The sequence below is a fragment of the Arcobacter sp. L genome, from assembly GCF_000284235.1.
GTDB classification, from domain to species: domain Bacteria; phylum Campylobacterota; class Campylobacteria; order Campylobacterales; family Arcobacteraceae; genus Aliarcobacter; species Aliarcobacter defluvii.
Genome location: NC_017192.1, coordinates 838,769 through 865,621, shown reverse-complemented (window position 1 = coordinate 865,621; position 26,853 = coordinate 838,769). Strand labels below are relative to the sequence as shown.

The window sequence follows — 26,853 nt, the reverse complement described above, 5'->3', positions numbered from 1 at the left end:
TTAAAAACAAGGTTAGTTATGAACAAAATTATAGATTATTTTTTGAAAAATTCTCAGTTTAATCATACTATTTTAATATTTATTTTAATTTTAGGAATATTTTCTTATTTTAAAATTCCAAAAGAAGTTTTTCCCACAACTCAACTTGAAGTTATTGATATAGAGGGAAGTTATACAGGAGCAAGTGCTGAAAATCTGAATAATTTTGCAGTTAGTGAAATAGAAAATCAACTCAATTCTATTTCTGGTTTAGGGAAAATCACTTCATATATCTATTCAGGTTTTTTTTCAATTAATATTGAAATTCAAGATGGCGTTGATAAAACTCAAAAACTAAGTGAGATAAAAGATGCTGTTAGTCTTGCAAAACGATATTTACCTTCTGATATGGATGAACCAAATATAAGAATAATGGACAGTGAATGGTCATTATTAACAATTTCATTATCTTCATCAAAATATGAACAAAAAGATTTATTAAATATTGCAGACAATTTAAAAAACTCTCTTATGCAAATAAAACATATAAATAAAGTTAGAAATTTTGGGGATGCAGATTTACAAATTGAACTTATTTTAGATACTAAAAAAATAAATATGTATAAACTAAATGGTTCAAACATTGTAGATGCAATTAGCCAATTATCATATATTTATCCTGTGGGAAATATAGAGCAAGTTGGTAATCGTATCTATTTGAGTGCAAATAATAATAAATTTGATACAAAATTTTGGGAAAGCAGTATTTTAAAAATTGATGGTAAAAAAATCTATTTAAATGATATTGCAAATATTACAGTTGGTTATCCAAAAGAAGAGACTATTGCTAGGCTTAATGGAGAAAATACTTTAACACTTCGTGTTTACAAAGATAAAAATGGTGATAGTTTAGAAATTGCAAAAAACATCAAAGAATTACTTAAAAAAACTGAAAAAGAAAATAAAGATATTTCTTTAATTATCTCACGGGATAATTCAAAACCTATACAAGATAGATTAAACACTATTTTGGCAAATATCACTTTAGGCTTAATTTTAGTGGGATTAGCGATGTATATTCTAATTAGTCCTAGATTATCATTTGTTATTATTTTAGGGATTCCTTTCTCTTTTATTATTGGATTATTGTTTATTGAAATAATGGGTTATAGCTTAAATATGGTTTCAATGATGGCTATGTTGATTGCATTAGGAATTGTAGTTGATGATGCAATAATTGTAAGTGAAAATATTCAAAGACATCTTGATGAAGGATATAAAATAAATGAAGCTGTTTTAAAAGGAACAAAACAGATGATAGCTCCTGTTATAATAGCAGGAATGACAACTGTTTTTGCTTTTTTACCTATGCTTTTTATCACAGGAGAAATGGGACTTTTTACTAAATTAATTCCTATTGTTATATCTTGTTTGATTTTGTCTTCTATTATTGAATCTTTTTTATTTTTACCACTTCATTCAAAACATATTTTAAAAGCAAATGAAAAGCAACTGGATTGGAGTAAACTTTATAATTTTTATGAAAAAATTTTACATAAAATAATAGATTATAAAAAAAGTTTTTTAATCACATTTTTTATAACTATTCCAATTTTATCAGCTCTTTTAATACAAAGTAGTAGATTTCAACTTTTTCCTGATATTGACTCAAACAATATAAAATTATCCATTAAACTTGAAGATTCTATTCCTTTGAATATTACCAATGATATTGCAAAGAAATATGAAAAAGCCTTATTATCAAATAAAAAAGAGATTTATATAAAGAATATAAATACAACTGTTGGTTTTTATGAAGACTTAACAAACAATGCTCAAGATATAGAAAATGGATTTACATTATTGATTGAGTTAGAAGATTTTAGAGAAGAAAATTTTGTAGAGAATTACATAAATCCTATTTTAAATTTTAGTTTTGATTTCCAAAGAGTTGATAAAGTAAGAATGATAAATTCAACTCAAGCTATGAATAAAATAAGAGATTTAATAACTCCTTTATTAAAAGAAGATAAAGCTGTTGAACATAATGTAACTTCTCACAGAATTGGTGTTGCTTCAAGTGATATTGAAATTCTTTTAAATTCAAATAATACAGCATTATTAATAGAAAGTATCAAAAAGTTAAAAGAAAAATTATCAACAATTGATGGTGTAAAAGATATAAGTGATAATACTCTTCTTGGTCAAAGTGAATATAAATATATACTAAATTCTTATGGAAGACAATTAGGACTTACTGATACACATATTGCAAAAGCAGTAAGCAGTTTTTTTATGGAAAAAGAACAAGCTACTACATTTAATGAAGATGGAATTATAAAGATTACAACAAAATCACTATACAAAGACAGTTTAAATGAACTTCAAAACTTTTATATACCACTAGAAGATGGATTATTTGTACAGTTAAAAGAAGTAGTTGATTTTAAAATAGAAAAAAATTTCAATGAAATAGAAAAGATAAATAGACAAATTTACAAAAAAGTTCTCGCAAATGTACAAAATGACATCATAAATTCAAATGAAGTTTTAAAAAAATTAGAACAAATAATAAATGAAATAAAAGAAAAAGGTGTAAATGTAAATTTTGGAGGTGAAAAAGAAAAAAGTGAACAATTAGCTTTTGATTTAATCAAAGCTTTTTTAATCTCTTTGTTTTTAATATTTATTACATTACTTATAATTTTTCCTTCTTTTAAAAGTACATTTGTGATTTTATCTGTTATACCTTTTACTATTTTAGGTCCAATTCTTGGTCATTTTATAATGGGAATAAATCTAAACTCACAATCAATGATAGGGATGTTAGGACTTGCAGGAGTTGTAATAAATGATGGAATTATAATGTTAAATTTTTTACATAAAACAAGAACAAAAAAAGAGTTTTTTGAACGCTCAAGACAAAGAGTTCGTCCTATATTAATAACTTCAATTACGACAATGCTTGGATTATTTACTCTAATATTTTTCCCAATAGGAGAATCTATAATGCTTCAACCTATAGCTGTTTCTTTAGGTTTTGGAATTTTATGGGGAACAATTTTAAATCTTATTTATGTTCCTGCACTTTTTGCAACTTTATATAAAATCAAGGATTAACAATGATACGATATATTTTTTTATTACTACCAATTTTTTTGTTTGCAAATAATTATATAGCAAAAATAGAACCCAAAGAAGAGTTTAGTATTTACGCAAGTACCAGTGGAGAAATTATTTATCTAGATAAAAATAAAGAGATGAATTTTGTAAATGGTGTAATTATAAAAATTGATAATACTTTAGAAAAAGAGAATTTAAATCTTTATCAAATCCAATTAAAACTTTACAATGAAAAACTCACTATTTTGCAAAATTATTACAATAAATTCAAAAATATTACTGGAAAAAGTGATTATGAAAAAGATGAAAAATATATGGAAATTATTGAATTAAAAAATAGTATCAAAAATTTAGAATTATCAATAGCAAATACAAAAGATATTTTAAGTAAAAAAGAGATTTCTTTAAGTAATTTGTATTTAAAAGAGTTTCTTGTAAATAAATTTGATTATGTCAATGCAGGAACAAAAATCGCAACAGCTTATGATATTAGTTGTGCAAAACTTGTAATTTATTTAAACAGTGAAGATTATAAAAATATACATTCAAAAGAGATTTTTTTAGATGGAAAAAAATCAAATGCTAGATTAAAAAAACTTGATATTACTCCTGATAAAATCTTTATTTCTGCATATAAAGCTGAAATAGAAATAGACTCAAAAAATTTTGGACAAAGTATAAATGTGGAGTTTAAATGATGAAAAAAATTTTAATACCATTTTTTTTAAGTTTATTTCTCTTTGCAAATGAAAAAGATGATTCTATTTTATTGCCTTTAAAAAATGAAATAAAAGATTTGCAAATAAAAAGTATAAAAGAAAAAAATGAATTAAACAAATATGAATGGCTAGAAAATTTAAATATAAACATTTCTCAAAGCAAAAATAATAAAAACCTAACAACAAAAGATTATTCATTAAGTTTAAGTCAAAAAGTGCTTGATTTTGGTGGAATTATATCTCAAATTGATTATTCAAATTATTTATTCAAACAAGAAGCACTAAAAATTCAAATGCAAGATTTAGAAGATTTGAATTTTTTATATGAAAATTTAATAGATTCAAAAATAAATGATATAAATGTAAAACAAAATATTCTAAATATAAATAATAGTGAAATTGAAGTAAATATAAAAAAATCTTTATACAAAAATGGACAAAGTAATATCAGTGATTTAAATGATGCAATTATGAAAAAAAACAGTTTTGAAGATTCAAAAATGCAGTTACAACTTGAAAAAGTAAAGTATGAAAATGAGATAAAAAAATTAAGTTCTTATAAAATCTCAAATATAAATTTACCAAAAATTCCTATGATTTCCAAAGAACTTTTTTTAGAAAATGCAACAAAAAATCTTTATGCAAAACTTGAATCAAAAATAAGTCAAAGTAATTATAAAAAAACAAAAAGTGATTATTTACCAGCTTTAAAAATAAATGCAACAATAGGAATTGAAGATTCAAACGAAATAAAAAATGAAGATTATTATAGTTATGGAGCTTCTATTTTTATGCCTTTAAGTTATACCTTTTCAAATGATATAGAGTATTCAAAACTAATATATTTACAAAATAAAAAAGAAGAAAAATTAATAAAAATAGAGTTAGAACAAATCTATGAAAGTGCCTTTGAAACTATTAAACAATTCGAAAATAGAATAAATCTAGCAACAAAAGATATAAATCTTTTTGAAGAACTTTTAATATCAAATGAAGAAGAATTTCAAGCTGGTTTTAAAGCAATAGAAGATGTACAAACTTTAAAAAATTCAAAAGAGATTAGAAATTTGGATATACAAAAATATAAACTAAATATTCAAAAAGAGATTTTAAAGTTATATTTTCAAATTATTTAACTATTTAAAACTATTTTATAACCTACTTTAGAAAAATTTTGTAGGCTATTTTCAGGAAGTTTTTTTCTAACTTTTCTTGCAACTGAACGAATTGCATCTTCACTCATAAAAGTATCATTCCAAACAATAGCTGCAATAGTGTCATAAGTTACTAAGTTATTACTATTTTCACATAAAAGTGCTAAAAAATCAGATTCTTTATTTGTAAGTTTTATGATTTCATCATTTTTATACAATGATTTATTCAAAACATCAAAATAACAATCTTCTGATAAAAGTTTTATATTTTTATCTCTTTTTTTTATTTTTGTAACACAATTATTTAAAATAGGAAATATTGTCTCATGGCGAATTGGTTTTACTAAATATTTTTCTAATCCCAACTCAACAGCATCTAAAAGATAGTCTGTTTTTGTGTAAGCACTTAATACTATTATTTTTGTATTTAAATCTTTTTGTCTTATTTTTCTTACCATCTCTAAACCATTTATTTTTGGCATATTTATATCTGTTATTATGATATGTGGTTTTTTATATTCAATTATTTCAAAGGCTTCATCTGCATCTTTTGCTTCATAAACCTCATCAAATAATCTTTTTAAATAAGATATTGCATTAAGTCTAATATTCTCTTCATCTTCAACAAATAAAATCTTAATATTTTTAAATTCATTTCTACTCATAAAAGAATTATACTAAAACATAACTAAATTATGATAATTACTATTAATATTAATAAATTTATTTGTATAATAGAAAAATGAAATATTTACTTTTTTTTCTTTTATTATTTTCAAATCTTTATGGTCACTATTATGTACAAAATTATATATCAGAAGATCATATCAATTTTAAAGAGGCTTTATATGATGAATATAAAGATAAACAGTTAAAAGAGTTTACAATAAAATTTAAAATTGATTTAAATGAGCTCAGAAATCAAATAGATTATTTAACTATTATTTCAGATAAAAACTCACTTGTTTTTTCAGATATAAAATATGAAATAATCAATGAATTAATAGTTGTGAAATTAGATAAAAATCAAAAAAATGAATTTCTTTTTAAATACATTTATGACAAACCTAAAAGAGCAGAATTTAGATGGAATATTATTTCTAGTTTTGAATATAATTATTTACTAAAATATGAAGGTGTTTTATATGGTGTATCTTATGGAATAATATTTTGTGCATTTTTATACTATTTAATCATATTTTTTTCAACAAAAATGAGATGTTTTTTATATTATTCTTTAATGCAGTTTTTTGTTTTATTATCTTTAATAGGTTTTGTTTATTTTAGTTTTCAAGCTTATCCAAATTCTACTGCTCAAGCAATAGTTGATATTTGTGAAACACTTAGTTTTTTATTTACTCTTTTATTTGCACAAAGTATTTTAAATACAAAAGAAAAAATGCCAAAAATTCACAAATTTATCAATTTTTTTATTTTTTTAAATATCTTAGATGTAATTGCAATATTTTTCTATAAATACTCAATTTTATATGAATATTTACCGTTTTATGTAGGATTTTTAGTTCCTGCATTTGCTGGATTTATAGCTATTTTAAAAGGTGATAAATATGCAATTATTTATACTATTGGTTGGTTAGTAGTATCTATATTTATTTATATTGCAGAAGATTGGCAAATTACTCCAATAAGTGGAATATATGTTATTCATATAGGTGCTCCTTTAGAATCACTTATTTTTAGTTTTGCATTGGGTTATATGCTAAAAGTATTAGTAAAAGAAAAAAATGAAAAAGAAAAGCTTTTGATTCATCAAAGTAAATTAGCTTCCATGGGAGAAATGATAAACAATATCGCTCATCAATGGAGACAACCTTTAACTCATCTTGGTTTTATAAATATGAATTTACAACTAGCATATGAAGATAATCCTATTGATAAAAAATATCTAAATGAAAAAATAGAAGAATCAAATGCTCAACTTGATTTTATGTCTAAAACTATAGATAATTTTCGAGATTTTTATAAAACGAATAAACAAAAAGAGTTCTTTTACATAAGTAATGCTGTAAAAAAAGCTTTAGATATAATGGAACCAATTTTTGAAAATAATAAAATTGATTTTGAATTTAAAGTAGTCAAAGATAAACAGATAAACGCCTATGAAAATGAGTATTCACAAGTTATTTTAAATATTTTAACAAATGCAAAAGATGCAATTATTTCAAGAAATATAAAAAATCCAAAAATAAAAATAGAAATTAATATAAAAAATAATCTTTCAATTACAAGCATTTTTGATAATGCTGGTGGAATTGAAGAAAAATATTTAAATTTTATATTTGAACCATATTTTACTACAAAACAAACAGGAAGTGGAATAGGACTTTATATGTCTAAAATGATTATTGAAAGCCATTTTAAAGGTAATATTTTAGTTACAAATAAACAAAATGGTGTTGCTTTTTCTATTGAAGTGTAAAATAGCAGAAATTCTGCTATTTTACATTTAGTTATCTTTAGAATTTTTTATAAGATTGACATACCAATCTTCTGATATATCTTCAACATCTAAATCTTTTAAAAAAATTTCTAACTCACCATCAATCATATTTAACTCTTCAATTTTTTCATCAGGAATAAATAAAGCTTCAACACAATAATCAAATAATTGTTCCTCACAAATAAACTCATCTTCCATACCCCAACCATCTTCAAAATCTTCTATTAAAAAATACTTTTCTAAATCTTTCAATCATTTCTCCAAATTATAAAGTAGGATGAATCATGTTTTCTGGTTTTACATAAGAATCAAACTCTGATTCAGTCAAAATCCCAAGATTTAATGCTTCTTGTTTTAATGTTGTTCCATTCTTATGAGCTGTTTTTGCAATTAGTGCAGCTTTTTCATAACCAATATATGGATTAAGTGCAGTTACAAGCATAAGTGAATCATTTAGATATTTATTGATATTTGATAGATTTGGCTCTATTCCAACTGCGCAATTATCATTAAAAGCAAGCATCGTATCACTTAAAAGTCTTATTGATTGAATAATGTTTAATGCAATTACAGGTTTAAATACATTTAATTCAAAATTACCCTGAGATGCAGCGACACTAACAGTTGTATGATTTCCCATAACTTGAACAGCAACCATTGTCATAGCTTCACTTTGAGTTGGATTTACTTTTCCTGGCATTATTGAACTTCCTGGCTCATTTTCAGGAATTGTAATCTCCCCTATTCCGCATCTAGGACCTGATGAAAGCCATCTTATATCATTTGCTATTTTCATAAGATTTGAAGCAAGGGCATTTAAAGCTCCACTTAAAAAAACTTCTCCATCATGAGATGTTAAAGCATGAAATTTATTTGGATGAGATTTAAACTCATATTTTGTATTTGTTAAGATATTTAAAACTTCACAAACCATAGGTGAAAAATTTGGATGAGAATTTAGTCCCGTTCCAACAGCAGTTCCACCAATAGCAAGTTCAACAATATATTTCATAGAATCATCAATTTGATTTAAAGCTTTATCTAACATATCAACATAAGCTGAAATTTCTTGTCCTAAAGTTAAAGGTGTTGCATCTTGAAGGTGAGTTCTTCCTATTTTTACAATATTTTCAAACTTTTTTGATTTATTTTCTAAAGTTGATTTTAAAACATTAATAGATGGAATCAATCTTTTTTGAAGTTCAAGAACAAATGCTATTCTCATAGCTGTTGGATAAGTATCGTTTGAACTTTGTCCTTTATTTACATCATCATTTGGATGAATAAGTTTTTCAACTCTAAAATCTTTTCCCAAGTTTTCAGTTGCTCTTGAAGCGACTACTTCATTTACATTCATATTAGATTGTGTTCCTGAACCTGTTTGCCAAACAACCAAAGGAAATTCATTTGCTAATTTACCTTGAATTATTTCATCACAACTTACACAAATTGCATCTGTTTTTATTTTATCTAATCTATTTAATTTATTATTTACAATAGCGCAAGCTTTTTTTAAATAAGCAAATCCTTCAATTATCTCTTTAGGCATTTTCTCACCACCGATTGGAAAGTTTTCTAAACTTCTTTGAGTTTGTGCACCCCAATATTGATTATTTGGAACTTTAATTTCACCCATTGTATCTTTTTCAATTCTAAAATCCATTGTTTTTCCTATTAATTGATATAGAGTATCATTATTATATATAATATCTTAATAATTATTTAATTTTTTATAAACGTATATTTTTCTGTAAAAAAGAGATCATATCTTTATTTAGCAAAGATAAAGCATTTCTTTCAATCTTTTCATTTTGAGAAAATCTATTTAATCTAGTTATATAATCTTCTATTTTATCTTCCAATTTTCTATCATTAACTAAAAGAATTATTTTTGCTGATATTCTTTTTATATCTTTTAATTGTGTTTTAAAATTTTCATTATCTATTAGCATTATCTCTTCTGTTAGTTTTGAAAACAGATCTAACTTTGTGTTTCTAAGCCATTTTGTTTGTTCAATTTTATTATTTATTTTTGAAGAAACTAAAGTATCAACTATTTTTGTAGCTACTGCTCCAACTAAAGCACTTTTTGCAACAGATGTTAAAAGTGTAACATTCAACATAAAAATCCTTTTTTGTTTTTTTGATTATATTTATGAAATACTTAAAATTTGATTTAAAATGATAATTACAATCAATATTCTTTTAAGAATTTTATGATATCCTTTTGATTATAAAAGGAGTTAATGTGGAAAATCTAAATAATCAAAATGAAATAACAAATTCACCTTTGTACAAAAGAAATATTAAAATCCATAAGAACTTGTGGAAACTTTATGGTTTAACTCTTAGTTTTAGCATAATTTTTATATTAATAAAAGGGATAAATTAATGGAAAATAATCAAGATATAGCATTTAATATTTTTCTAAAAAACTTTAAAAAACAAGTTTCTAAAATTGGTTTAAAAAATTCTATCCAAAAAGATTATATTTTAAAAGTATTATATTTTTCTAAAAAACATCTAACAGCTGAAGAAATATCAAATGAAATAAAATCTATTTATAATGTATCAATAGGAATTGCCACTGTTTATAGAGCAATGAAATTTTTTCATGATATGAAATTAGTAAATCAGTTAGATATAGGAGATGGTATTTTAAGATATGAACTTAATCTTACAGAACATCATGACCATTTAATCTGCACGAACTGTGGGAAAATTATTGAATTTAACGATGATTTAATTGAATTAAATCAAATTAAAATTGCAACAAAAAATAATTTTATATTAAAAGAACATGTTATGACAATTTATGGTTTATGTGAAGATTGTCAATAAATCATGATAATAATTATTAGTTTATAATAAGTTCCATTTAATATTAAAAAAGAAAAAATACATCTTAGAAAGGATTATTTTGATTAGTACAGATGATATTATAAAAATTGCTAGTTTTTTTTCTATTATTGCACATACTCCAGGAAGATTAAGAGTAAGAGTAAATCCAAAAATAACACAAAATGCTGGAAATATCTCTTTAAGTGACATAGAAGATTTACCAAAAAAGATTGATGGAATAAATCATATTAAAATAAATAAGATTATTGCCTCAGTAACAATTACTTATGACCCAAATATTTTCAAACCAAAACTTTGGGAAGATTTAGTAAAAAATGAAAATATAGATGAGATATCTATATTAATAAACGAACTTGCAAAGGAGGTAATTTAATGGAAGAAAATATTGATGAACAGTTATTAATAAACGCAAGAATTGATACTAATAGCGATATTGATATCAGAACACAAATTCTAAGAATTGCTGTTTATGATGAATTTAAAGCTTATGAAACTTATACAAAAATAATTGAAAAATTTGGTTTAGTTCAACCTTTTGTAAATATAAAAGAAGCAGAAGCTATTCATTACGCAGCGCTTATTCAACTTATGCAAAGATATAATATTGAAGTTCCTATAAATAATTGGGCTTCAAAAATAGAAATTCCAAACACTTTGATTGAATGTTGTGAAATGGGAGTTGCTGCAGAAATAAATAACATTGCAATGTATAACAATTTATTGAGTTATACAATAGATGCAGATATAAAAGATACACTTTTTAAACTTCAAGCAGCTTCATTTAATAATCATTTACCTGCTTTTAGAAATTGTGTAATAAATCACTACAATATTGGAAATACATCAAATATATCTCAAGAAAATATCATGGAGAAACTTGGAGAATATCAAGTTATTTTAGATGATATTATGTCTGGAAATATTGATGAAAATTCTATATCTCAAATCTTTTCAAAATTAAACTTATCTATGGTTAGTGGTGCTGTTTTAGGTGGTGCTGTTATTGCACTTTTAAATAACTATATCTCTAAAAAAGATAAAAAAGAAGAGGAGTAAAAAATGGCTTTACCATTTATATTAGGATTGGCTGTTGGTGCTGGTGCTGTTGTTGCTTTTAGCAATAAAGATAAACTAAAAAAGAAAACTTCTGAATTATTTGAAAAAACAAAAGATGGTGTTGAAGAGATAAAAGATAAATTATGTGCAACAAAAGAGTGTATTGAAGAAAAAATAGAAAAAAAAAGTGAAGAAAAAACTACGGAAAAACCAAAAACAAGAAAATATCAAAGAAAACCTAAAGTTAAGGAAGCAGAATGAAAGAGATAACTATTGATACAGGAACACCAAGAAATGTACTAGGACACGTTATAAGTGGTGCAGTTGCTAGTGCTGTTATAAGTGGTGCAATCAATTATAAAAAAGCTCAAGCAAGACAAATTACAAAAAAAGAAGCTATAAAAGATACTATTAAAAGAACATCTCAAGGAGCAATTGCAACAGGAAGTGCAATTGCAACTGCTAATTATTTAGGTCAAAAAGGTGGATTTTTCAAAGCAATAACTGCTGCTTCTATTGGAATGATGGGAATATATGCAATTGAAGTAATTGAAGAAAAACTTGACCAAAAATATTTGACAAATGAAAATTTTACAGTTGAGGAAGAAGATTATGAATAAACAAAATATACCAAATAATCAATATGATTTAAATATTGAAAATAGCAGAGCTCAAAATATTCAATCAGGAGCAAATATAAATCAAAATCCATATATAAATCAAAATTTAAATCCTTTACAAACACCTATTCAAAATCCATCAACAACACAAAATAATGGATTTACTAATGGTGATTTTATAAAAGGTGCTCTTTTAGGTGCAGCTGTAACTTATCTTCTTACTAATAAAAATGCACAAGAAACTATTTTAAAAGCTTTTGGAAAAGGAAGTGAATTATTTAGTGCAGGAATTGAAGAATTAAAAGAAAAATATGAAGATGCAAAAGCTCAAATGCAAGCTCAGCAAGAACAATAAAAATGAAAAAAAATTTTCTAAAAGTACATCAAACAGCTTCTAGAGTTCGATATAAACTCTTTTTATTAAAAGAAAAATTTATTGATGAAGAAGTTTTAAAAAATTACTTTAAAAAAATAAAAGAGATAGAAAATATAAGAATAAATAAAAAAGCTTACAGTATTATCTTTGAACTTAAATGTGATATTACAAATAAAATAGAAAAAATTTTGGATACTCTAACAGTTGAAGAATTACTAAAATCTTGTGAAGAAGAAATTGCAGCTGTTTGTGTATCTTGCGTAAGTAATGAAGAACCTTCTTTAAAAGGAATAATAAGAGCTAGTTCTGCTTTAATTGTTGAAAGATTTATTACAAATAATACTTTAAAAGCTGGTATTACAACTGCTGCTTCTATTCCTTTATTGATTGAAGGTTCAAAAGAACTATTAAATGATGGTTTAACATCTAAAGTTTTAGAAAGTGCTGCAGTTGCAATTTCAATATACAGAAAAGATTATTTAGCTGCAAACTCAACAAATGCAATGCTTGAATTAGGTGAATATATAGAAGAAACAACTGTTCATAAAAGTGATGATTTATTGAAAGAGCTTTCAAAACCAAATGTAGAAGAAGCTTGGGTTGAAAGAAAGATTGATGGAAAAATTACAGAAATTTTAATAAAAAGTTCTGATGTAGAAGTAGGAGATATTGTTGTTGTTGGGATTGGAAATACCATCCCTGTTGATGGACATATAGTAGAAGGAACTGGAAGTGTAAATCAAGTTTCTATGACAGGAGAAGCTGAACCTGTAATAAAATATAGAGGCGATAGAGTAATTTCTGGAACAATTGTTGAAGAAGGAAGATTTAGAATTTGGGCTGAACATGTAGGAGCTAATACAGCAACCCAAAGAATAAAACACTATATAGAAAACTCATTAAATGAAAAATCATCTGTTCAACTAAAAGCAAATAAATTAGCAAATAAATTAGTTCCTGTTACTCTTGGACTTGCAGGTGTTTCTTATATATTTGCAAAAGATTTTGAAAGAGTTGCTTCTATTTTACAAGCTGATTACTCATGTGCACTAAAACTAGCAACTCCTGTTGCATTTAAATCAACTATTTCAAAAGCTGGACATAATGGAATTATGATAAAAGGTGCAAAATCAATAGAAGCATTGAGCAATGCAGATACTTTTGTATTTGATAAAACAGGAACTTTAACAGCAGGTGAACTTGAAGTTATAAGTGTGGAATCTTACAGTGATAAATGGAGTGAAGAAGAATTACTAAATCTTACAGCTTCAACAGAAGAACACTACTTTCATCCAGTAGCAGAAGCTGTTGTAAAAGCTGCAAAACAAAGAGGTTTTGTACATATGCACCATGAAGAAGTTGAATTTATAGTTGCACATGGAGTAAAAACCGAAGTAAATGGAAAATCAGTTGTTATAGGAAGTCGTCATTTTGTTGAGGATGATGAAAAAATTGATTTTAGTGAACATATAGATAAAATAGAAAATTCATTAAAAAATGGGAAAACTCTGCTTTATATTGGATATGATGGAAAACTTTTAGGAACTATTGGTTTAGCTGATGAATTAAGATTTAATGCAAAAGAATCGATAAAAAAACTAAAAAAACTTGGTGTAAAAAATATAATTATGCTAACAGGTGATACGAAACAAAAAGCTCAAATGCTAGCTGATGAACTAGGTATTGATGAAGTAAGAGCAGAACTTTTACCTCAAGATAAAGCTAATATTGTAAAAGAGCTTATGAGTGAAGGTAAAAAAGTAGCATTTGTAGGTGATGGAATAAATGATGCGCCTGCACTAATCTCTGCTCATGTAGGAATTTCTATGAGTAGAGGTGCAGATATAGCAAAAGCAACTGCTGATATAAGTCTATTAAAAGATGATATTGCAGCAGTTATTGAAGCTAAAGAGTATGCAAATAAAACTATGAATTTAATAAACAATAATTTCAATGCGACAGTTGGTATAAACTCTTGTATTTTAGCAGGTGCAACTTTTGGAGTATTTTCTCCAATTGTAACAGCAGTTTTACACAATGGTACAACTATTGGATTATTGTTTAACTCAATAAAAGGTGTAAAAATCTAACAACTATGATAATAGTTATCAGTTTTATTTAAGTATAAATAGATAGAATTGTGATAATTATTATCAAAAGGATTTTTTTATGCCTATATTATTATTTGCAACAGCATTAACAGCAATTTTAACAGTTAAAACAGTAAATAAAACAGTAAAAACTATGGAAAAAAGAAAAAAAAGGAAACTAAGAGATGAAATTTGATTTAGAACTTCAAAAAGAAGCTGCAAAAATTGGAATGACTGCGACACTTGGTGCAACAGTTGTTACGTCAATGTTTATGAAAAATTCTATTGCTAAAAAAACTCATGTTGTTGCAGGTGTTGCTTTCTGTGGTTTTGCACTTTGGCATCATATGCTTTATCAACCTAAAAAATCTAAACAAATAAAAAATTCAAAAGAACAAAAAACTCAACTTAATTAATATCTTCAACTCCACTTAAGATTCTTTATATTATGATAACAATTATCATTTTTATAAAGGATTAATATGTCTAATAATCATCTTCTTGAAAAGAATTTAAATGAAAAAATTGTTGCAAATATATTTTCATCACTTATTAATAGTGAAAAATGGGAAATGTTAATCGAGATGTTTAGACTACGTGTCTTAAATATTAATGCAAGAGATTATAGGGGAAGAAATGCTCTATATTGGGCAATTTCCAAAAACAAAACAGATATAATAAAAAAGTTACTTGAACTAAATATAAGTACAGAAGTTTCTCCAAATTTATCTGCTATTAATTATGCTGTTTATAAAGATAATATAAAAATTATCAAATGCCTAAAAAATTGTGGTTTAGATATAAATGAAATAGATGATATAAACTCTACTCCTTTGATTTATGCAATTTTATACAATAAACAAAATAGTATAAGTTATCTTATTGAAAATGGTGCAAATATAGAACACGAAGATTTTTTAGGTAATAGTGCAATAAATCTTGCAAACAATCTAAAAATTGATTTTCTAATAGAAAAATTCAAAGAGTTAAATAATTAAGTAGAAATCTTTAGAATTTCTACTTAAAATTTATTCATATCGCAAAGCATCAATTGGATTTAATCTTGCAGCTTTTCTAGCTGGGAAATATCCAAATACAACACCAATTAAAGTTGAAAAGAAAAATGAAATCATAATTATTTGATTATTTATAATAAATGCTAAGCTCATTGAATGAACAACAATATATCCAATTGCAAGTCCAAATAATATTCCAATCATTCCACCTAAAGTTGATAAAACAACTGCCTCAACTAAAAATTGAAGTAAAACTTCACTTTCCATTGCTCCAATTGCAAGTCTAACACCTATCTCTCTTGTTCTTTCTGTTACAGAAACTAACATAATATTCATAATACCAATACCACCAACAAGTAAACTAATTGCAGCTATTGAACCCAAAAGATAAGTTAACATTTGTGTAGTTGATGTCATTGTTGAAAGTATTTCTTCCATATCTCTTATATAAAAATTATCAGTTTCTCCTATTTTTATATTTCTTCTTTCTTGCATAAGTGATGTAATTTCAGTTTTTGCATTTTCTATATATTTGCCCTCAGTTATGGAAATAAGAATTGAAGATATATCTTTATCTCCTTTTATTTTTCTTTGAAACATTTTAAGAGGAACGATAACTATTTCATCTTGATCTCTACCAAAAGCTGCTGCTCCTTTTGATTTTAAAACCCCAATTACATTACAAGAGAAATTTTTTAATCTAATATTTGCACCAACTGCATTTTCATTTTCAAACAGTTGCTTTACTATTGTTGTACCAATTATACAAGAAGATTTTCCACTATTTAACTCAGCATCATCAAATGTTCTTCCATCAGTTACTTCCCAATCTTTTATAATAAAATAATCATTACTTGTACCAATTACAGAAGAACTATTACTTTTATTTCCATATACCACATTAACTGTTGCAGAATTTTCAGCTGCAACTGCTTTTATATTTTGAACTTCATTTTTTATTGCTGTTATATCTTCATTTGTAAAAGGTTTAGAACTATTATCTTCTCGTGGTGGTCCTCGTCTTTCTTGTCCCACTCTTAAAGTTAACATATTTGTTCCTAATTTCGAAATACTCTCTTTTACATTTTCTGTTGTTCCATCACCTATCATAACCATAGCAATAACTGATGCCACTCCAATTACAATTCCTAATATTGTAAGAAAAGATCTTAATATATTTCTTCGTATCTCTTTTAAAGCAATTAAAAAGGCATTTACTAACATTATTTAAATCCTTTTTTCAAACTATCTTCAATATGACCATCTCTAAAATAGATAACTCTATTTGCAAATTTTGCCATCTCTTCCTCATGTGTTACCATAATTATAGTAATTCCTGATTCTTCATTTAACTGTTTTAATAAATTCATAATTTCTAAACTTTTTATACTATCAAGATTTCCTGTTGGTTCATCAGCTAATAAAACTAAAGGATTTGTTACAATTGCCCTTGCAATTGCAACACGTTGCTGCTGTCCACCACTTAATTCAGCAGGAGTATGATGAGCAACACTTTCAAGACCAACTTTTTTTAAAGCTTCAAATGCTAAAGTTTTTCTTTCTTTTGCTGGAACTTTTCTATAAATCAAAGGTAATTCAACATTTTCTAATGCTGATGTTCTTCCTAATAAATTAAAGCCTTGAAAAACAAATCCTAAATAATTTCTTCGTAAAAGTGCCATTTGATTTCTATTTAATTTTTCAACATTAATTCCATTAAAAAGATATTCGCCACTACTTGGTTTATCCAAACATCCTATCATATTCATAGAAGTTGATTTTCCACTACCACTTGCTCCCATGATAGCGATGAATTCACCTTCATTTATTGTAAAACTTACTCCATTTAAAGCAAAAGTTTGAGCTTCACCTACACCATAAGTTTTTACAATATTTTTAAATTCAATGATAGTTTTTTTAGTTTCCATTATCACTCTTTTGAGAGATTATTACCTCATCATCAATTTTTAAATCTTTTGATTCAATTGTTGTTGATTTCCCATCTGTATCTAAAACTTTAATCATCATTTTTTTCGGCTGATTATTTTCTAAAACATATATTGTAGAAAACTCTTTTTTTGCTATATTTTTAGCTCCATTATCACCTGATGGACGTTTTGGAGGTCCTACAAAGCTCATTGTTGTTTGTTTTTCTAAGGTTTGATTTTTTAATTTAAATCGTAAAGCACCATTTGGAATAATTAACTTATCTTTGCTTTGTTTAGTAATAATCTTAGCAGTTGCTGTCATACCTGGTCTTAAAAGTAATTCTTCATTATTCACTGAAACTACTGTTTCATAAGTAATTACTCCATTTACATCAACTGGATTTAATCTTACTTGTTTTATTTTCCCTTGAAATATTCTATTTGGATATGCATCAACTGAAAAACTAACTGGTAAATCTTTTTTAATATCTGCAACATCCGCTTCATCTATACTTACAATCAAATCCATATTTGTCAAATCTTTTGCCAAAGTAAATAAAGTTGGAGTTGACATTGAAGCAGCAACAGTTTGTCCAACTTCAACTTCTCTATTTAAAACAATACCTTTAATAGAAGATTTTACTACAGCTTTTTCAAGATTTTGTTGAGCTGTTTTTAGATTATAAACTGCTTGCTCAACCTTAGCTTTTGAAGCTTCCAAAGATGATATTGCAGCTTCATAAGTGAATTTTGTATCATCTAATTCATTTTGTGATGGATATTTTCCACCTGAACTTTTAAACATTTTTAAAGTTCTATCATAAACAGACTTTTTATTTCTAAGATTTACTTCACTCTCTTTTTGGTTTGCTTTTGCAATAGTTAATGATGCTGTTAAACTATCAACTTCTGATTGTAATTTTGTTGTATCAAGTTTTGCTAAAACTTGCCCTACTTCAACTTCATCATTAAAATCTACATAAATTTCTTTTATCGTTCCTGATACCTCAATACCAATATCAACGCTATTTGTAGGATTTAAATTTCCCGTTGCATTTACAACAACAGATAAATCTCCTCTAGTAACTTTTTTTGTTAAGTATTCAACTGTTTGAACATTTTGATTCTTTTTATATATAAAATAATAATACGCTCCAACTAATACTAATAAGCCAATCAAAATCGTCCAAAAATATACTTTTTTTGATTTCTTATTTCCATAATTATCTAATTCTTTAATCAATTTTGTATCTTGCATTTACTTTAGCCTTTAATCTTAAAATATAGTTTTGAGTATTCTAATTTGATATTTATATCATTTATCAACATATCATACTCGTTTATTTTTTTTGTATTTTTTAATATATCTAAATCATATACAGAAGTCATTCCAGCTTCATTTGAACTTATATTTGCACTTATTAATTCATTATATAATTTAATATTATCATCTATAGTTTTATTATATTTTTCATATGTATCTATTTGATTTAATATCTGTTCATATTCATATGCAATTTCATTTTTCAAATCATTTACTTGGCTTCTTTGTTTTAAATATTCCAATTTTGAATCTTGTAATTTATTTGATTTATTATAATCATATAAAGGAACAGAAAGCGTTAGAGATGCTGAGGCAGAAGTTTCATCTTCATTTGCATTTTTTATCAAATCATCTATATTAGAATAAGAACCTGTTGCACCTAAAGAGACTTTTGGAAGATAGTTTGTTTTTGTTTTTTTATAACTTGTATTTAACATTTCAACTTTTGAATCTTCTTGTAAAAAATCTAAATTATAATTAATAAAATCCTCTTTCGAAACATTTTTAAAATCTAAGATTTCTATTTCATCATATTTTAAATCTGTATATTTTGATAACTCATACTCTTTATCTTTTAAAGAATTTTCTAAAGAAATGTTATCTTTAAATTGAGTGTTTTTTGCCATAATTGCATTATTTAACTCTACAATATCAGTTCTACCTGCTTCATATTGAATCTTTTTTATAATTAATTCTATATCTTTATTTTCAAGTTTATAACGACTTTGTTCAATTTGCAATTTTAATTTTGATATTTCAAGTAATGTATCGTAAATTGATTCTAGAAGTTGAGAATTTTGGTTTTCCCAAGATAATAAATCATACTTTAGTTTATCCTTTGCATACTGAATAGTAAATTCTATACCACCTGATTCATAAATACTTTGTGTAAATCCAATGGATACACTTTTTGAAAATTTATCATTATCACTAGATATTGAATGACTTCTATTTAAACTTGAATTTAAATTTATAGGAGAAATCCAATCATTTTTATTACTCTCATAATTTGATTCAATGTATTTCTTTTCGAGTTCTCTTGATTCTTTTTTATCTTTTTGCAAAATATCTAGGTTATTTGCAAAGGCTAAACTACAAAATAGTGAGCATACTATTATTTTACGCAAATGACAATCCTTCTTTTTTATTCAGTTGAATTATATATATTTTCTTTTAATGATTTTTTAACAACTTTTTAATATTTAATTTCAATTAAGATAATTATTATCAATATTGTATTAAAATTGCACTTATGGAAAACAAAAAAAGTCTATTAGTTATATTAACACTAACAATATCAGCACATTTGTTACTATTTGCAAATTTAAAAGTCACTGAAGAGGTGGAATTACCTGCTGAACCTCCTGCTCAAGTTACAAAGATAAATTTACAAAATGTAGTATTAAAAAAGCCTGAACCTGTGGTAGAACCAGTTATTGAGAAACCTGTTGAAATTAAACCTTTACCTAAAACTGAAAGTAAAAATAAAATCAAACAAGTGAAGAAAAAAGAACATCATAAAAAAGAGAAAAAAGTTGAAAAAAAGGTTGAAAAAAAAATAGAGGAGATAAAAGAAGTTAAACAGGAAATAAAAGAAGTTGTTCCACTTGAGAGTTCTTCTGATATTAAAAGTGTAGAAAAAGATATTGATCCATCTTTAAAAGATGCTTTGGAAAATGAATATTTAGCCAAAATTAGAATGTTGATAGAAAAAAATAAAATCTATCCTAAATCTGCTAAAAGATTAAACCAAATGGGAAAAGTTCATGTTTGTTTTGTTGTTTCAAAAAATGGACAAATCAAAAACGTAAGAATAGTTAAAAAATCAAGTTTTGAAAAGTTAGATGAAGCAGCAATTGAGATTTTAACCAAAATTAGTAATTTTGAACCAATACCAGATAAATTAAATAAAAACTCTTGGGAAATTACTGTACCAATTGTTTATCAAATCACAAGGAGCTAATGAATGGGAATTGATTTAATCAATTATATTGATAGGGGTGGAATAATAGTTTATATACTTATTTTTCTAAATATTATAGGTTTTACAATTATGTTTTGGAAACTTGTTGTTATTGCGTTATCTGGAAATAAAAGAGAACTTCTGATATCTGAAATCATTAATTTTGCGAAGTCAAATAGTCAAGAATTTAAAAAAGATTCTATTGAAAATTATATAAATAGAAAAATTAGAAAATTAGAATTTGGATTAAATACTGTTAAAATAATCGCATCTGTTGCACCTTTACTTGGTCTTTTAGGTACAGTTATTGGTGTTTTAGATTCATTTGATTCTATTACAAAAAGTGGTTTAGGTGATCCATCTATATTTTCAAATGGAATTTCTGTTGCGTTAATCACAACTATAGCTGGTTTAATTGTAGCGATTCCTCATTATATTGGATACAACTATATTGTGGGAATTTTAGATGATATTGAACTAAAAATTCAAAAAGAGGTTCTTAAAAAGATATGAAAAAAAGAGAAATATTAACTCCAGATATTACGCCACTTATTGATGTTGTTTTTATCTTACTTATATTTTTCATTGTATCTTCTGTATTCAAAAAAGATGAACTTGCTTTAGTTTTAAATCTTCCAAGCTCAACAGCGCAAGAAATAGAATTAAAAGAAAAAGAGTTGGTTATTGAACTTGATGGTGAAAAGCTTGCACTTTTTGGTAAAGAGACAACCTTAGAAGAACTAGAAAAAGAGATAGAATTAATAGATAATAAACAAAAAAATATAATCTTTAGAATTGACAAAGATGTAAAATATGAAAAGATAGTTGAGATTTTAGAAATATTACAAAAAAATGAATTTTTTAATATCTCACTTGTTACAGAACCTAAAAAATAATAATGGGGGTTTCCCCATTATTTTAATTTTCTAATAAATCTTGTAAAAATCCAATTGTAGTTCTTACCCCTGCTCCACTTGCTCCAATAGAGTTATATCCCCAATTTTTTTCTACATATGCAGGACCTGCTATATCAAAATGTACCCATTTACTTTTATTTTCATCATAAATAAAATTGTCTAAGAACATTCCAGCAGTTATTGCTCCACCATATCTTGTATTTGCAACATTACAAATATCTGCAATTTCAGATTTAATAGTTTTTTTCAAATATCTGTTAAAATCTAATGATGTTGCATATTCTCCAGCTTTTAAAGCACTGGCAACTGTATTTCTTTTTAATACTTCATTATTCCCCATAATTCCTGTTGTATACTCACCAACACCAACTACACAAGCACCTGTTAATGTAGCATAATCAAAAATATAATCAATATCTTTGATTTCATCTTGAGCATAACATAAACAATCTGCAAGAACCAATCTTCCTTCTGCATCTGTATTTCTTACTTCTATTGTTTTCCCATTTCTTGCTGTTAAAATGTCATCAGGTTTATATGCATTTCCACCTATCATATTTTCAACCGCACCAACTATTCCATGAACTTCAAATGGAAGTTCTAATTTTGCAATTGCCCAAAGTGTTGATAAAACTGCACAACCACCTGATTTATCAGCTTTCATTGTAACCATAAAATCACTTGGTTTTAAAGATAAACCACCTGAATCATATGTCAAACCTTTTCCAACTAAAACAATTTTAAACTTAGGATTTTTAGGTTTATATGTTAGATGAATAAGTTTTGATTCATGAACAGAGGCACGTCCAACACTGTGCATTGCCATCATATTGTGTTTTTCTAAATATTTTTCACCATGTATTTCACATTTTATTTCTACATCTTTTGCAATTTCTTCAGCCACAGAAGCCATAATTTCAGGATAAAAATCAGCAGGAGCTGTATTTACCATATTTCTTGCTTTATTTACAGCTTTTGATATAATTTTTGATTCTTTTAAAATTGTTTCTAGTTTAGATGATTTTTCTTCAACTACTATGTCTAACTCTAATTTTATTTTTTCATCTTTTTCTGATTTATAATCAGTAAATTTATATTCACCTAACACTGCACCTTCAACTAAAGCTTTAAAATGTTCTTCTAATTCAGGTGTTAATTCAATTTTTGCACTTTTAAATTTTGTTGTTTGGATTTTTTTAATTGCTGTTGCTACTGCTATTGCTATGCAATCATAACTATTTTCTTCATATCCTACATAAACTTTTTTAGATTCAGCTAATAAAACACAAGTTTCATCTTTTGCTTTAAAATCAAGAATTTCTAAAAGTTCTTTGTCATTATCAATACTATCAATTTCTTTTACAAAAATTATTTCAATTTCTGAACTAACTTTTTCACTTTTTTTTACTAAATTAATCTTCATTTTGACCTCTTTTTTCTACTTTTTTTGTAGTTTGATTTATATAGTATAAAATACTTCCACCAAATATAGCAGCAATTGGAATAGCTAAATACCAATGCTCTTTTATCCACTCTAATACAACTAATATTTCGTTTCCAAAATACCAAACTGGTACTATTGTAAGGGCAGCCCAACACCAAGCTGATATTAGATTTATAAACGCAAACATTTTAGCACTATATCTTGTAAGACCAATTGAAATGGGAATAACTGTTCTCATTCCATACATATATCTTTGTATAAAAATTATAGGCCAACCATGCTTTTTAAGTAATAAATGAGCAAGGGCAAATTTTCTTCTTTGATTTTTAAATTTTTTGTGAACATAAGATTTATTAAATCTTCCAATATAAAAATAGACTTGATCACCAGCAAAGCCACCAAGTCCAGCTACAAAAATAGCTATATATAAATTCATATCACCAGTATGAGACAATAATCCAGCCATAATCAGACCAGCTTCACCTTCAAGCATTCCCCAGGCAAAAAGAATTATATAACCATATTTTTTAAGTAGGTATATAAACTTTTCTTCAATTCCTTCAACAGGAGCCTGATATAAATTGTAAATAAGAAAAGAGAAAAACACTATTAAAATAATAGTTAATATCTTCCCTGAATAAGGCTGGATCTTTCTAAAAAGTTCTTTCACATTTTATCCCTACTACTTAAAATCTAACAAACTTTTTGCTTGTATCATATCTTTATCTCCACGTCCAGATAGACTTATGATAACTATTTTTCCTTTTAATTTTTCTTTTGCTTTTTTTAAGTATGCAATTGCATGAGATGATTCAAAAGCTGGAATAATTCCCTCTGCTCTACTCAACCATACAAAAGCATCTAAAGCTTCTTTATCAGTTATAGAATCGTAACTTACTGTTTTATTATCTTTGTGAAAAGCGTGTTCAGGTCCAATTCCTGGATAATCAAGCCCTGCACTTATGCTGTGAGCTTCTAAAATTTGTCCATCTTCATCTTGAAGTAAATATGAACATTGTCCATGTAATACTCCAGGACTTCCTTTTTCCAAACTACATCCATGTTTATCAGTATCTAACCCTAAACCACCAGCTTCAATACCAACGCAACTTACTTCTTTATCTTCTAAAAAATGTGAAAACATACCTATTGCATTTGATCCACCACCAATACATGCAACAACATAATCAGGAAGTTTTCCCTCTTTTTCTAAAATCTGTTTTCTTGCTTCATAACCTATAACTGCTTGAAAATCTCGCACCATCATAGGATATGGATGAGGACCTGCAACTGTTCCAATTATATAAAATGTATCACGTGCGTTTGTAACCCAATATCTAATAGCATCATTCATTGCATCTTTTAAAGTTTTACTTCCACTTTCAACTGCTATTACTTTAGCACCTAAAAGTTTCATTCTAAATACATTTAATTCTTGTCTTTCTACATCTTTTGCACCCATAAACACTGTACATTCTAATCCCATAAGTGCTGCAATTGTAGCAGTTGCAACTCCATGTTGTCCAGCTCCTGTTTCTGCAATTACTTTCGTTTTACCCATTCTTTTAGCGAGTAATCCCTGAGCTATAACATTATTTACTTTATGAGCGCCCGTATGATTTAAATCTTCTCTTTTTAAATAAACTTTTGCACTTATTTCTTCACTTATATTTTTTGCAAAATAAAGTGGATTTTCTCGTCCTACATAATCTTTTAATAAAGCATTTACTTCTGCCCAAAACTCTTCATCAAATCTATATTTTTTATATGTTGCTTCTAATTCTTTTAAAATTGGCATTAAAGTTTCAGGTACATATTGACCTCCAAAAATACCAAATTGTCCTTTATCATCAGGATCAAAAATACTAGGTTTTGGAATATAATTACTCATTTATTTCTCTTTTTATTAAATTTCTAATACAGAATATACAGGTGCAACTTCACTTAATTTTTTTGCACCATTTAAAATATGAATATTCATTAAAAAACACATTTCAACTAAATTTACATCAAGTTTTTTGATTAAATTTGCTGCTGCGTATGCAGTTCCACCACTTACAATAATATCATCAATTAATAAAACATTTACATTTTTTTGATTATTGAAAGCATCAAGATGTAGTTCAACCTCATCAAAACCATACTCTAACTCATATTTTTCACAAACAGTTGTGTTTGGTAATTTTCCTTTTTTTCTAACAGGAACAAAACCAACACCTAATCTATCTGCTAAAGCTGAACCAAATATAAAACCTCTTGAATCAATTCCAGCAATATAATCTAAATTATAAGATTTATATCTATCTTCTAAGTGATTCATCAAAAGTTTAAATGCATCTTTGTTATTTAATAAAGTCGTAATATCTTTAAATACAATGCCCGCTTTTGGAAAATCTTTTACACTTCTAATTGAATCTAATAATATCTTTTTGCTATTTTCATCTAATATCTTATTCTCACCCAATTTGAGTCCTTTTATATCTATTTCTTCTGAAAAGTGGATTATTTTAGCTAAATATTTATTATGGTTTTATGATGTTTTTCAAATATTTAAGAATATTATAAATATAATAAATTATATTATTTAATGGATTTAAAAATGAAACTTATACTTATCTTTTTACTAAATATCTCAATGTATGCACTAGATTTACAAAAAGCAAATATTTATGATGAAACTAAACATCAAATAAACGGATGGTATATGAGTGAAAAATTAGATGGAATTAGAGCTTATTGGAATGGTAAAGAACTACTTAGTAAAAATGGAAATAAAATCTATGCACCAATTTGGTTTACAAAAAATTTTCCACCATTTGAACTAGATGGGGAACTTTATACAAAAAGAGATGATTTCGAGAATATTCAAAATATAGTTCTTGATACAAATCCATCAAAAGATTGGCAACAAATAACGTATAATATCTTTGAAGTCCCCAATGTAAAAGGAAATTTTGATAAAAGATTAGAAAAAATAAGAATCTGGTTAAATAAAAATCCAAATAATTACATAAAAATTATTCCTCAAATAATTTGTAAAGATAAAAAACATTTAAATAAATACTTAGAAGAATTAGTAAATAAAAAAGCAGAAGGAATAATTTTAAAAAATCCATATTTAGACTATGAAAATGGAAGAACAAATAATATTTTAAAAGTAAAAACATTTTTCGATGATGAGGGAGTTGTAATAGGTCATAATTATAATAAAGAGAAAAACTTTAAAAGTTTAGTTATAAAACTAAAAAACGGTATAGTTTTCAATCTTGGCGGTGGTTTTTCAAATAAAGAAAGACTAAATCCACCAAAAATTGGTGAAATTATAACTTTTAAATATTATGGATTTACAAAAAACAACAAACCAAAATTTGCCTCTTTTTTAAGAATTAGAAAAAAAGAGTAAAACTCTTTTAATACAATTCATAAGTTTTACTTACTAAACCTGAATTTTGAATCTTTTTACAAATAGTTGTATCTTTTGTATCATCAATAGTTAATTCTAAAGTTTTTGTACTATTTGAATCTGTTTTTACTTCTAAACTTAAACAAGAATTTTTATCAGTCATTTTTAAATCAGCAATTGTCCAGTTTGTATCATTTACATTCATAGTATCACTTATTTTTTCTATCTTTTGATTTAATAAATAATAACTTTGAATAGAATTTATAGCTGTATTTATATCTCTTTTTATAGTTGATACCAAAGCACTATCTTTTGTATCCATATATTTTGGAACAGCAAAAGATGCAATAATCCCCAAAATAACTATCGCAAAAATCAATTCTAGTAAAGAAAAGGCAGATTTCATAACTAAATCCTT

The 26,853-nt window shown here is 25.7% G+C and carries 30 protein-coding genes; 17 read left to right on the top strand and 13 right to left on the bottom strand.

The annotated features are described in order from the left end of the window. The first annotated feature begins 18 nt into the window (after nucleotides 1–18). The 3 genes from ABLL_RS04360 to ABLL_RS04350 are packed head-to-tail and all read left to right on the top strand — an operon-like array spanning nucleotide 19 to nucleotide 4,957. The gene (locus ABLL_RS04360; protein ID WP_014473569.1) at nucleotides 19–3,099 is read left to right on the top strand and encodes an efflux RND transporter permease subunit; all 3,081 of its coding nucleotides are present in this window, start codon (nucleotides 19–21) and stop codon (nucleotides 3,097–3,099) included. A gap of 2 nt (nucleotides 3,100–3,101) precedes the next feature. Continuing rightward, nucleotides 3,102–3,800, top strand: coding sequence for a hypothetical protein (locus ABLL_RS04355; protein WP_014473568.1), 699 nt, complete (start codon nucleotides 3,102–3,104; stop codon nucleotides 3,798–3,800). Beyond that, nucleotides 3,797–4,957: a TolC family protein gene (locus ABLL_RS04350; RefSeq protein ID WP_014473567.1), complete on the top strand. Its 1,161-nt coding sequence runs from the start codon at nucleotides 3,797–3,799 to the stop codon at nucleotides 4,955–4,957. Before ABLL_RS04355 ends, ABLL_RS04350 begins: the two co-directional genes overlap by 4 nt. Here ABLL_RS04350 and ABLL_RS04345 read toward each other — a convergent pair. After that, nucleotides 4,954–5,640 carry a response regulator transcription factor gene (locus tag ABLL_RS04345; protein ID WP_014473566.1) on the bottom strand — a complete coding sequence of 229 codons (687 nt, stop codon included), beginning with the start codon at nucleotides 5,638–5,640 and terminating at the stop codon, nucleotides 4,954–4,956. The two genes, ABLL_RS04350 and ABLL_RS04345, sit on opposite strands and share 4 nt — an antisense overlap. A 77-nt stretch (nucleotides 5,641–5,717) precedes the next feature. Here ABLL_RS04345 and ABLL_RS04340 point away from each other — a divergent pair, with 77 nt between their 5' ends. Beyond that, nucleotides 5,718–7,415 carry a sensor histidine kinase gene (locus tag ABLL_RS04340; RefSeq protein WP_014473565.1) on the top strand — a complete coding sequence of 566 codons (1,698 nt, stop codon included), beginning with the start codon at nucleotides 5,718–5,720 and terminating at the stop codon, nucleotides 7,413–7,415. A 27-nt stretch (nucleotides 7,416–7,442) separates the two neighbouring features. Here the strand turns inward: ABLL_RS04340 and ABLL_RS04335 are convergent, their stop codons facing one another. The 3 genes from ABLL_RS04335 to ABLL_RS04325 form a co-directional block, all read right to left on the bottom strand. Then, nucleotides 7,443–7,688, bottom strand: a complete 246-nt coding sequence (locus ABLL_RS04335; protein ID WP_014473564.1) for a hypothetical protein — start codon at nucleotides 7,686–7,688, stop codon at nucleotides 7,443–7,445. A gap of 13 nt (nucleotides 7,689–7,701) precedes the next feature. Further along, nucleotides 7,702–9,099, bottom strand: a complete 1,398-nt coding sequence (fumC, locus tag ABLL_RS04330; RefSeq protein WP_014473563.1) for a class II fumarate hydratase — start codon at nucleotides 9,097–9,099, stop codon at nucleotides 7,702–7,704. A 67-nt stretch (nucleotides 9,100–9,166) separates the two neighbouring features. Then, on the bottom strand, nucleotides 9,167–9,559 hold the full coding sequence (locus tag ABLL_RS04325; protein WP_014473562.1) for a hypothetical protein: 393 nt from the start codon (nucleotides 9,557–9,559) through the stop codon (nucleotides 9,167–9,169). 268 nt (nucleotides 9,560–9,827) lie between these two features. Between ABLL_RS04325 and ABLL_RS04320 the strand changes: the two genes are divergently transcribed. The 9 genes from ABLL_RS04320 (at nucleotide 9,828) to ABLL_RS04280 (ending at nucleotide 15,438) form a co-directional block, all read left to right on the top strand. Beyond that, nucleotides 9,828–10,277: a Fur family transcriptional regulator gene (locus tag ABLL_RS04320; protein WP_014473561.1), complete on the top strand. Its 450-nt coding sequence runs from the start codon at nucleotides 9,828–9,830 to the stop codon at nucleotides 10,275–10,277. Between the two features lie 79 nt (nucleotides 10,278–10,356). Then, on the top strand, nucleotides 10,357–10,671 hold the full coding sequence (locus ABLL_RS04315) for an HMA2 domain-containing protein (protein ID WP_014473560.1): 315 nt from the start codon (nucleotides 10,357–10,359) through the stop codon (nucleotides 10,669–10,671). Beyond that, nucleotides 10,671–11,354, top strand: a complete 684-nt coding sequence (locus ABLL_RS04310; protein WP_014473559.1) for a DUF2202 domain-containing protein — start codon at nucleotides 10,671–10,673, stop codon at nucleotides 11,352–11,354. The genes ABLL_RS04315 and ABLL_RS04310 overlap by 1 nt, the downstream gene beginning before the upstream one ends. 3 nt (nucleotides 11,355–11,357) lie before the next feature. After that, a complete protein-coding gene (locus ABLL_RS04305; RefSeq protein ID WP_014473558.1) occupies nucleotides 11,358–11,615 on the top strand; it encodes a hypothetical protein in 258 nt (85 codons plus the stop codon). Then, complete coding sequence (locus ABLL_RS04300; RefSeq protein ID WP_014473557.1) at nucleotides 11,612–11,974, top strand: hypothetical protein; 363 nt, start codon at nucleotides 11,612–11,614, stop codon at nucleotides 11,972–11,974. The genes ABLL_RS04305 and ABLL_RS04300 overlap by 4 nt, the downstream gene beginning before the upstream one ends. Further along, the gene (locus ABLL_RS04295; RefSeq protein ID WP_014473556.1) at nucleotides 11,967–12,329 is read left to right on the top strand and encodes a YtxH domain-containing protein; all 363 of its coding nucleotides are present in this window, start codon (nucleotides 11,967–11,969) and stop codon (nucleotides 12,327–12,329) included. Before ABLL_RS04300 ends, ABLL_RS04295 begins: the two co-directional genes overlap by 8 nt. Before the next feature lie 2 nt (nucleotides 12,330–12,331). Further along, entirely contained in the window at nucleotides 12,332–14,440 is a 2,109-nt protein-coding gene (locus tag ABLL_RS04290) for a heavy metal translocating P-type ATPase (RefSeq protein WP_014473555.1), read from the top strand. A 185-nt stretch (nucleotides 14,441–14,625) separates the two neighbouring features. Continuing rightward, entirely contained in the window at nucleotides 14,626–14,856 is a 231-nt protein-coding gene (locus ABLL_RS04285) for a hypothetical protein (protein WP_014473554.1), read from the top strand. A 66-nt stretch (nucleotides 14,857–14,922) separates the two neighbouring features. After that, nucleotides 14,923–15,438, top strand: coding sequence for an ankyrin repeat domain-containing protein (locus ABLL_RS04280; RefSeq protein WP_014473553.1), 516 nt, complete (start codon nucleotides 14,923–14,925; stop codon nucleotides 15,436–15,438). A 30-nt stretch (nucleotides 15,439–15,468) separates the two neighbouring features. Here ABLL_RS04280 and ABLL_RS04275 read toward each other — a convergent pair whose 3' ends face one another. From ABLL_RS04275 to ABLL_RS04260, 4 genes are read right to left on the bottom strand one after another with little or no spacing between them, the layout of a single operon-like run. Then, nucleotides 15,469–16,680, bottom strand: coding sequence for an ABC transporter permease (locus ABLL_RS04275; RefSeq protein ID WP_014473552.1), 1,212 nt, complete (start codon nucleotides 16,678–16,680; stop codon nucleotides 15,469–15,471). Further along, complete coding sequence (locus ABLL_RS04270; RefSeq protein ID WP_014473551.1) at nucleotides 16,680–17,384, bottom strand: ABC transporter ATP-binding protein; 705 nt, start codon at nucleotides 17,382–17,384, stop codon at nucleotides 16,680–16,682. Before ABLL_RS04270 ends, ABLL_RS04275 begins: the two co-directional genes overlap by 1 nt. Further along, entirely contained in the window at nucleotides 17,374–18,642 is a 1,269-nt protein-coding gene (locus ABLL_RS04265) for an efflux RND transporter periplasmic adaptor subunit (RefSeq protein ID WP_014473550.1), read from the bottom strand. Before ABLL_RS04265 ends, ABLL_RS04270 begins: the two co-directional genes overlap by 11 nt. A gap of 5 nt (nucleotides 18,643–18,647) precedes the next feature. Then, complete coding sequence (locus ABLL_RS04260) at nucleotides 18,648–19,835, bottom strand: TolC family protein (protein WP_014473549.1); 1,188 nt, start codon at nucleotides 19,833–19,835, stop codon at nucleotides 18,648–18,650. Between the two features lie 125 nt (nucleotides 19,836–19,960). On the opposite strand from ABLL_RS04260, the gene ABLL_RS04255 reads away from it, so the two are divergent. From ABLL_RS04255 to ABLL_RS04245, 3 genes are read left to right on the top strand one after another with little or no spacing between them, the layout of a single operon-like run. After that, nucleotides 19,961–20,671, top strand: a complete 711-nt coding sequence (locus ABLL_RS04255) for an energy transducer TonB (RefSeq protein ID WP_014473548.1) — start codon at nucleotides 19,961–19,963, stop codon at nucleotides 20,669–20,671. Nucleotides 20,672–20,674: 3 nt separating this feature from the next. Then, nucleotides 20,675–21,184, top strand: coding sequence for a MotA/TolQ/ExbB proton channel family protein (locus tag ABLL_RS04250; RefSeq protein ID WP_014473547.1), 510 nt, complete (start codon nucleotides 20,675–20,677; stop codon nucleotides 21,182–21,184). Then, complete coding sequence (locus ABLL_RS04245) at nucleotides 21,181–21,567, top strand: biopolymer transporter ExbD (protein ID WP_014473546.1); 387 nt, start codon at nucleotides 21,181–21,183, stop codon at nucleotides 21,565–21,567. The genes ABLL_RS04250 and ABLL_RS04245 overlap by 4 nt, the downstream gene beginning before the upstream one ends. 22 nt (nucleotides 21,568–21,589) lie before the next feature. Here ABLL_RS04245 and ABLL_RS04240 read toward each other — a convergent pair whose 3' ends face one another. From ABLL_RS04240 to ABLL_RS04225, 4 genes are read right to left on the bottom strand one after another with little or no spacing between them, the layout of a single operon-like run. Beyond that, entirely contained in the window at nucleotides 21,590–23,011 is a 1,422-nt protein-coding gene (locus ABLL_RS04240; RefSeq protein ID WP_014473545.1) for a leucyl aminopeptidase, read from the bottom strand. Beyond that, on the bottom strand, nucleotides 23,001–23,702 hold the full coding sequence (locus ABLL_RS04235; RefSeq protein ID WP_014473544.1) for a DedA family protein: 702 nt from the start codon (nucleotides 23,700–23,702) through the stop codon (nucleotides 23,001–23,003). Before ABLL_RS04235 ends, ABLL_RS04240 begins: the two co-directional genes overlap by 11 nt. Nucleotides 23,703–23,714: 12 nt before the next feature. Then, entirely contained in the window at nucleotides 23,715–24,923 is a 1,209-nt protein-coding gene (gene trpB, locus ABLL_RS04230; RefSeq protein ID WP_014473543.1) for a tryptophan synthase subunit beta, read from the bottom strand. A gap of 15 nt (nucleotides 24,924–24,938) precedes the next feature. Next, on the bottom strand, nucleotides 24,939–25,496 hold the full coding sequence (locus ABLL_RS04225) for an adenine phosphoribosyltransferase (RefSeq protein WP_014473542.1): 558 nt from the start codon (nucleotides 25,494–25,496) through the stop codon (nucleotides 24,939–24,941). Nucleotides 25,497–25,631: 135 nt separating this feature from the next. Between ABLL_RS04225 and ABLL_RS04220 the strand changes: the two genes are divergently transcribed. After that, nucleotides 25,632–26,435 (top strand): DNA ligase, encoded by an 804-nt coding sequence (locus tag ABLL_RS04220; RefSeq protein WP_014473541.1) that lies wholly within the window; start codon nucleotides 25,632–25,634, stop codon nucleotides 26,433–26,435. Between the two features lie 7 nt (nucleotides 26,436–26,442). On the opposite strand, the gene ABLL_RS04215 is transcribed toward ABLL_RS04220, so the two are convergent. Beyond that, a complete protein-coding gene (locus tag ABLL_RS04215; RefSeq protein ID WP_014473540.1) occupies nucleotides 26,443–26,841 on the bottom strand; it encodes a type II secretion system protein in 399 nt (132 codons plus the stop codon). Nucleotides 26,842–26,853 lie beyond the last annotated feature (12 nt).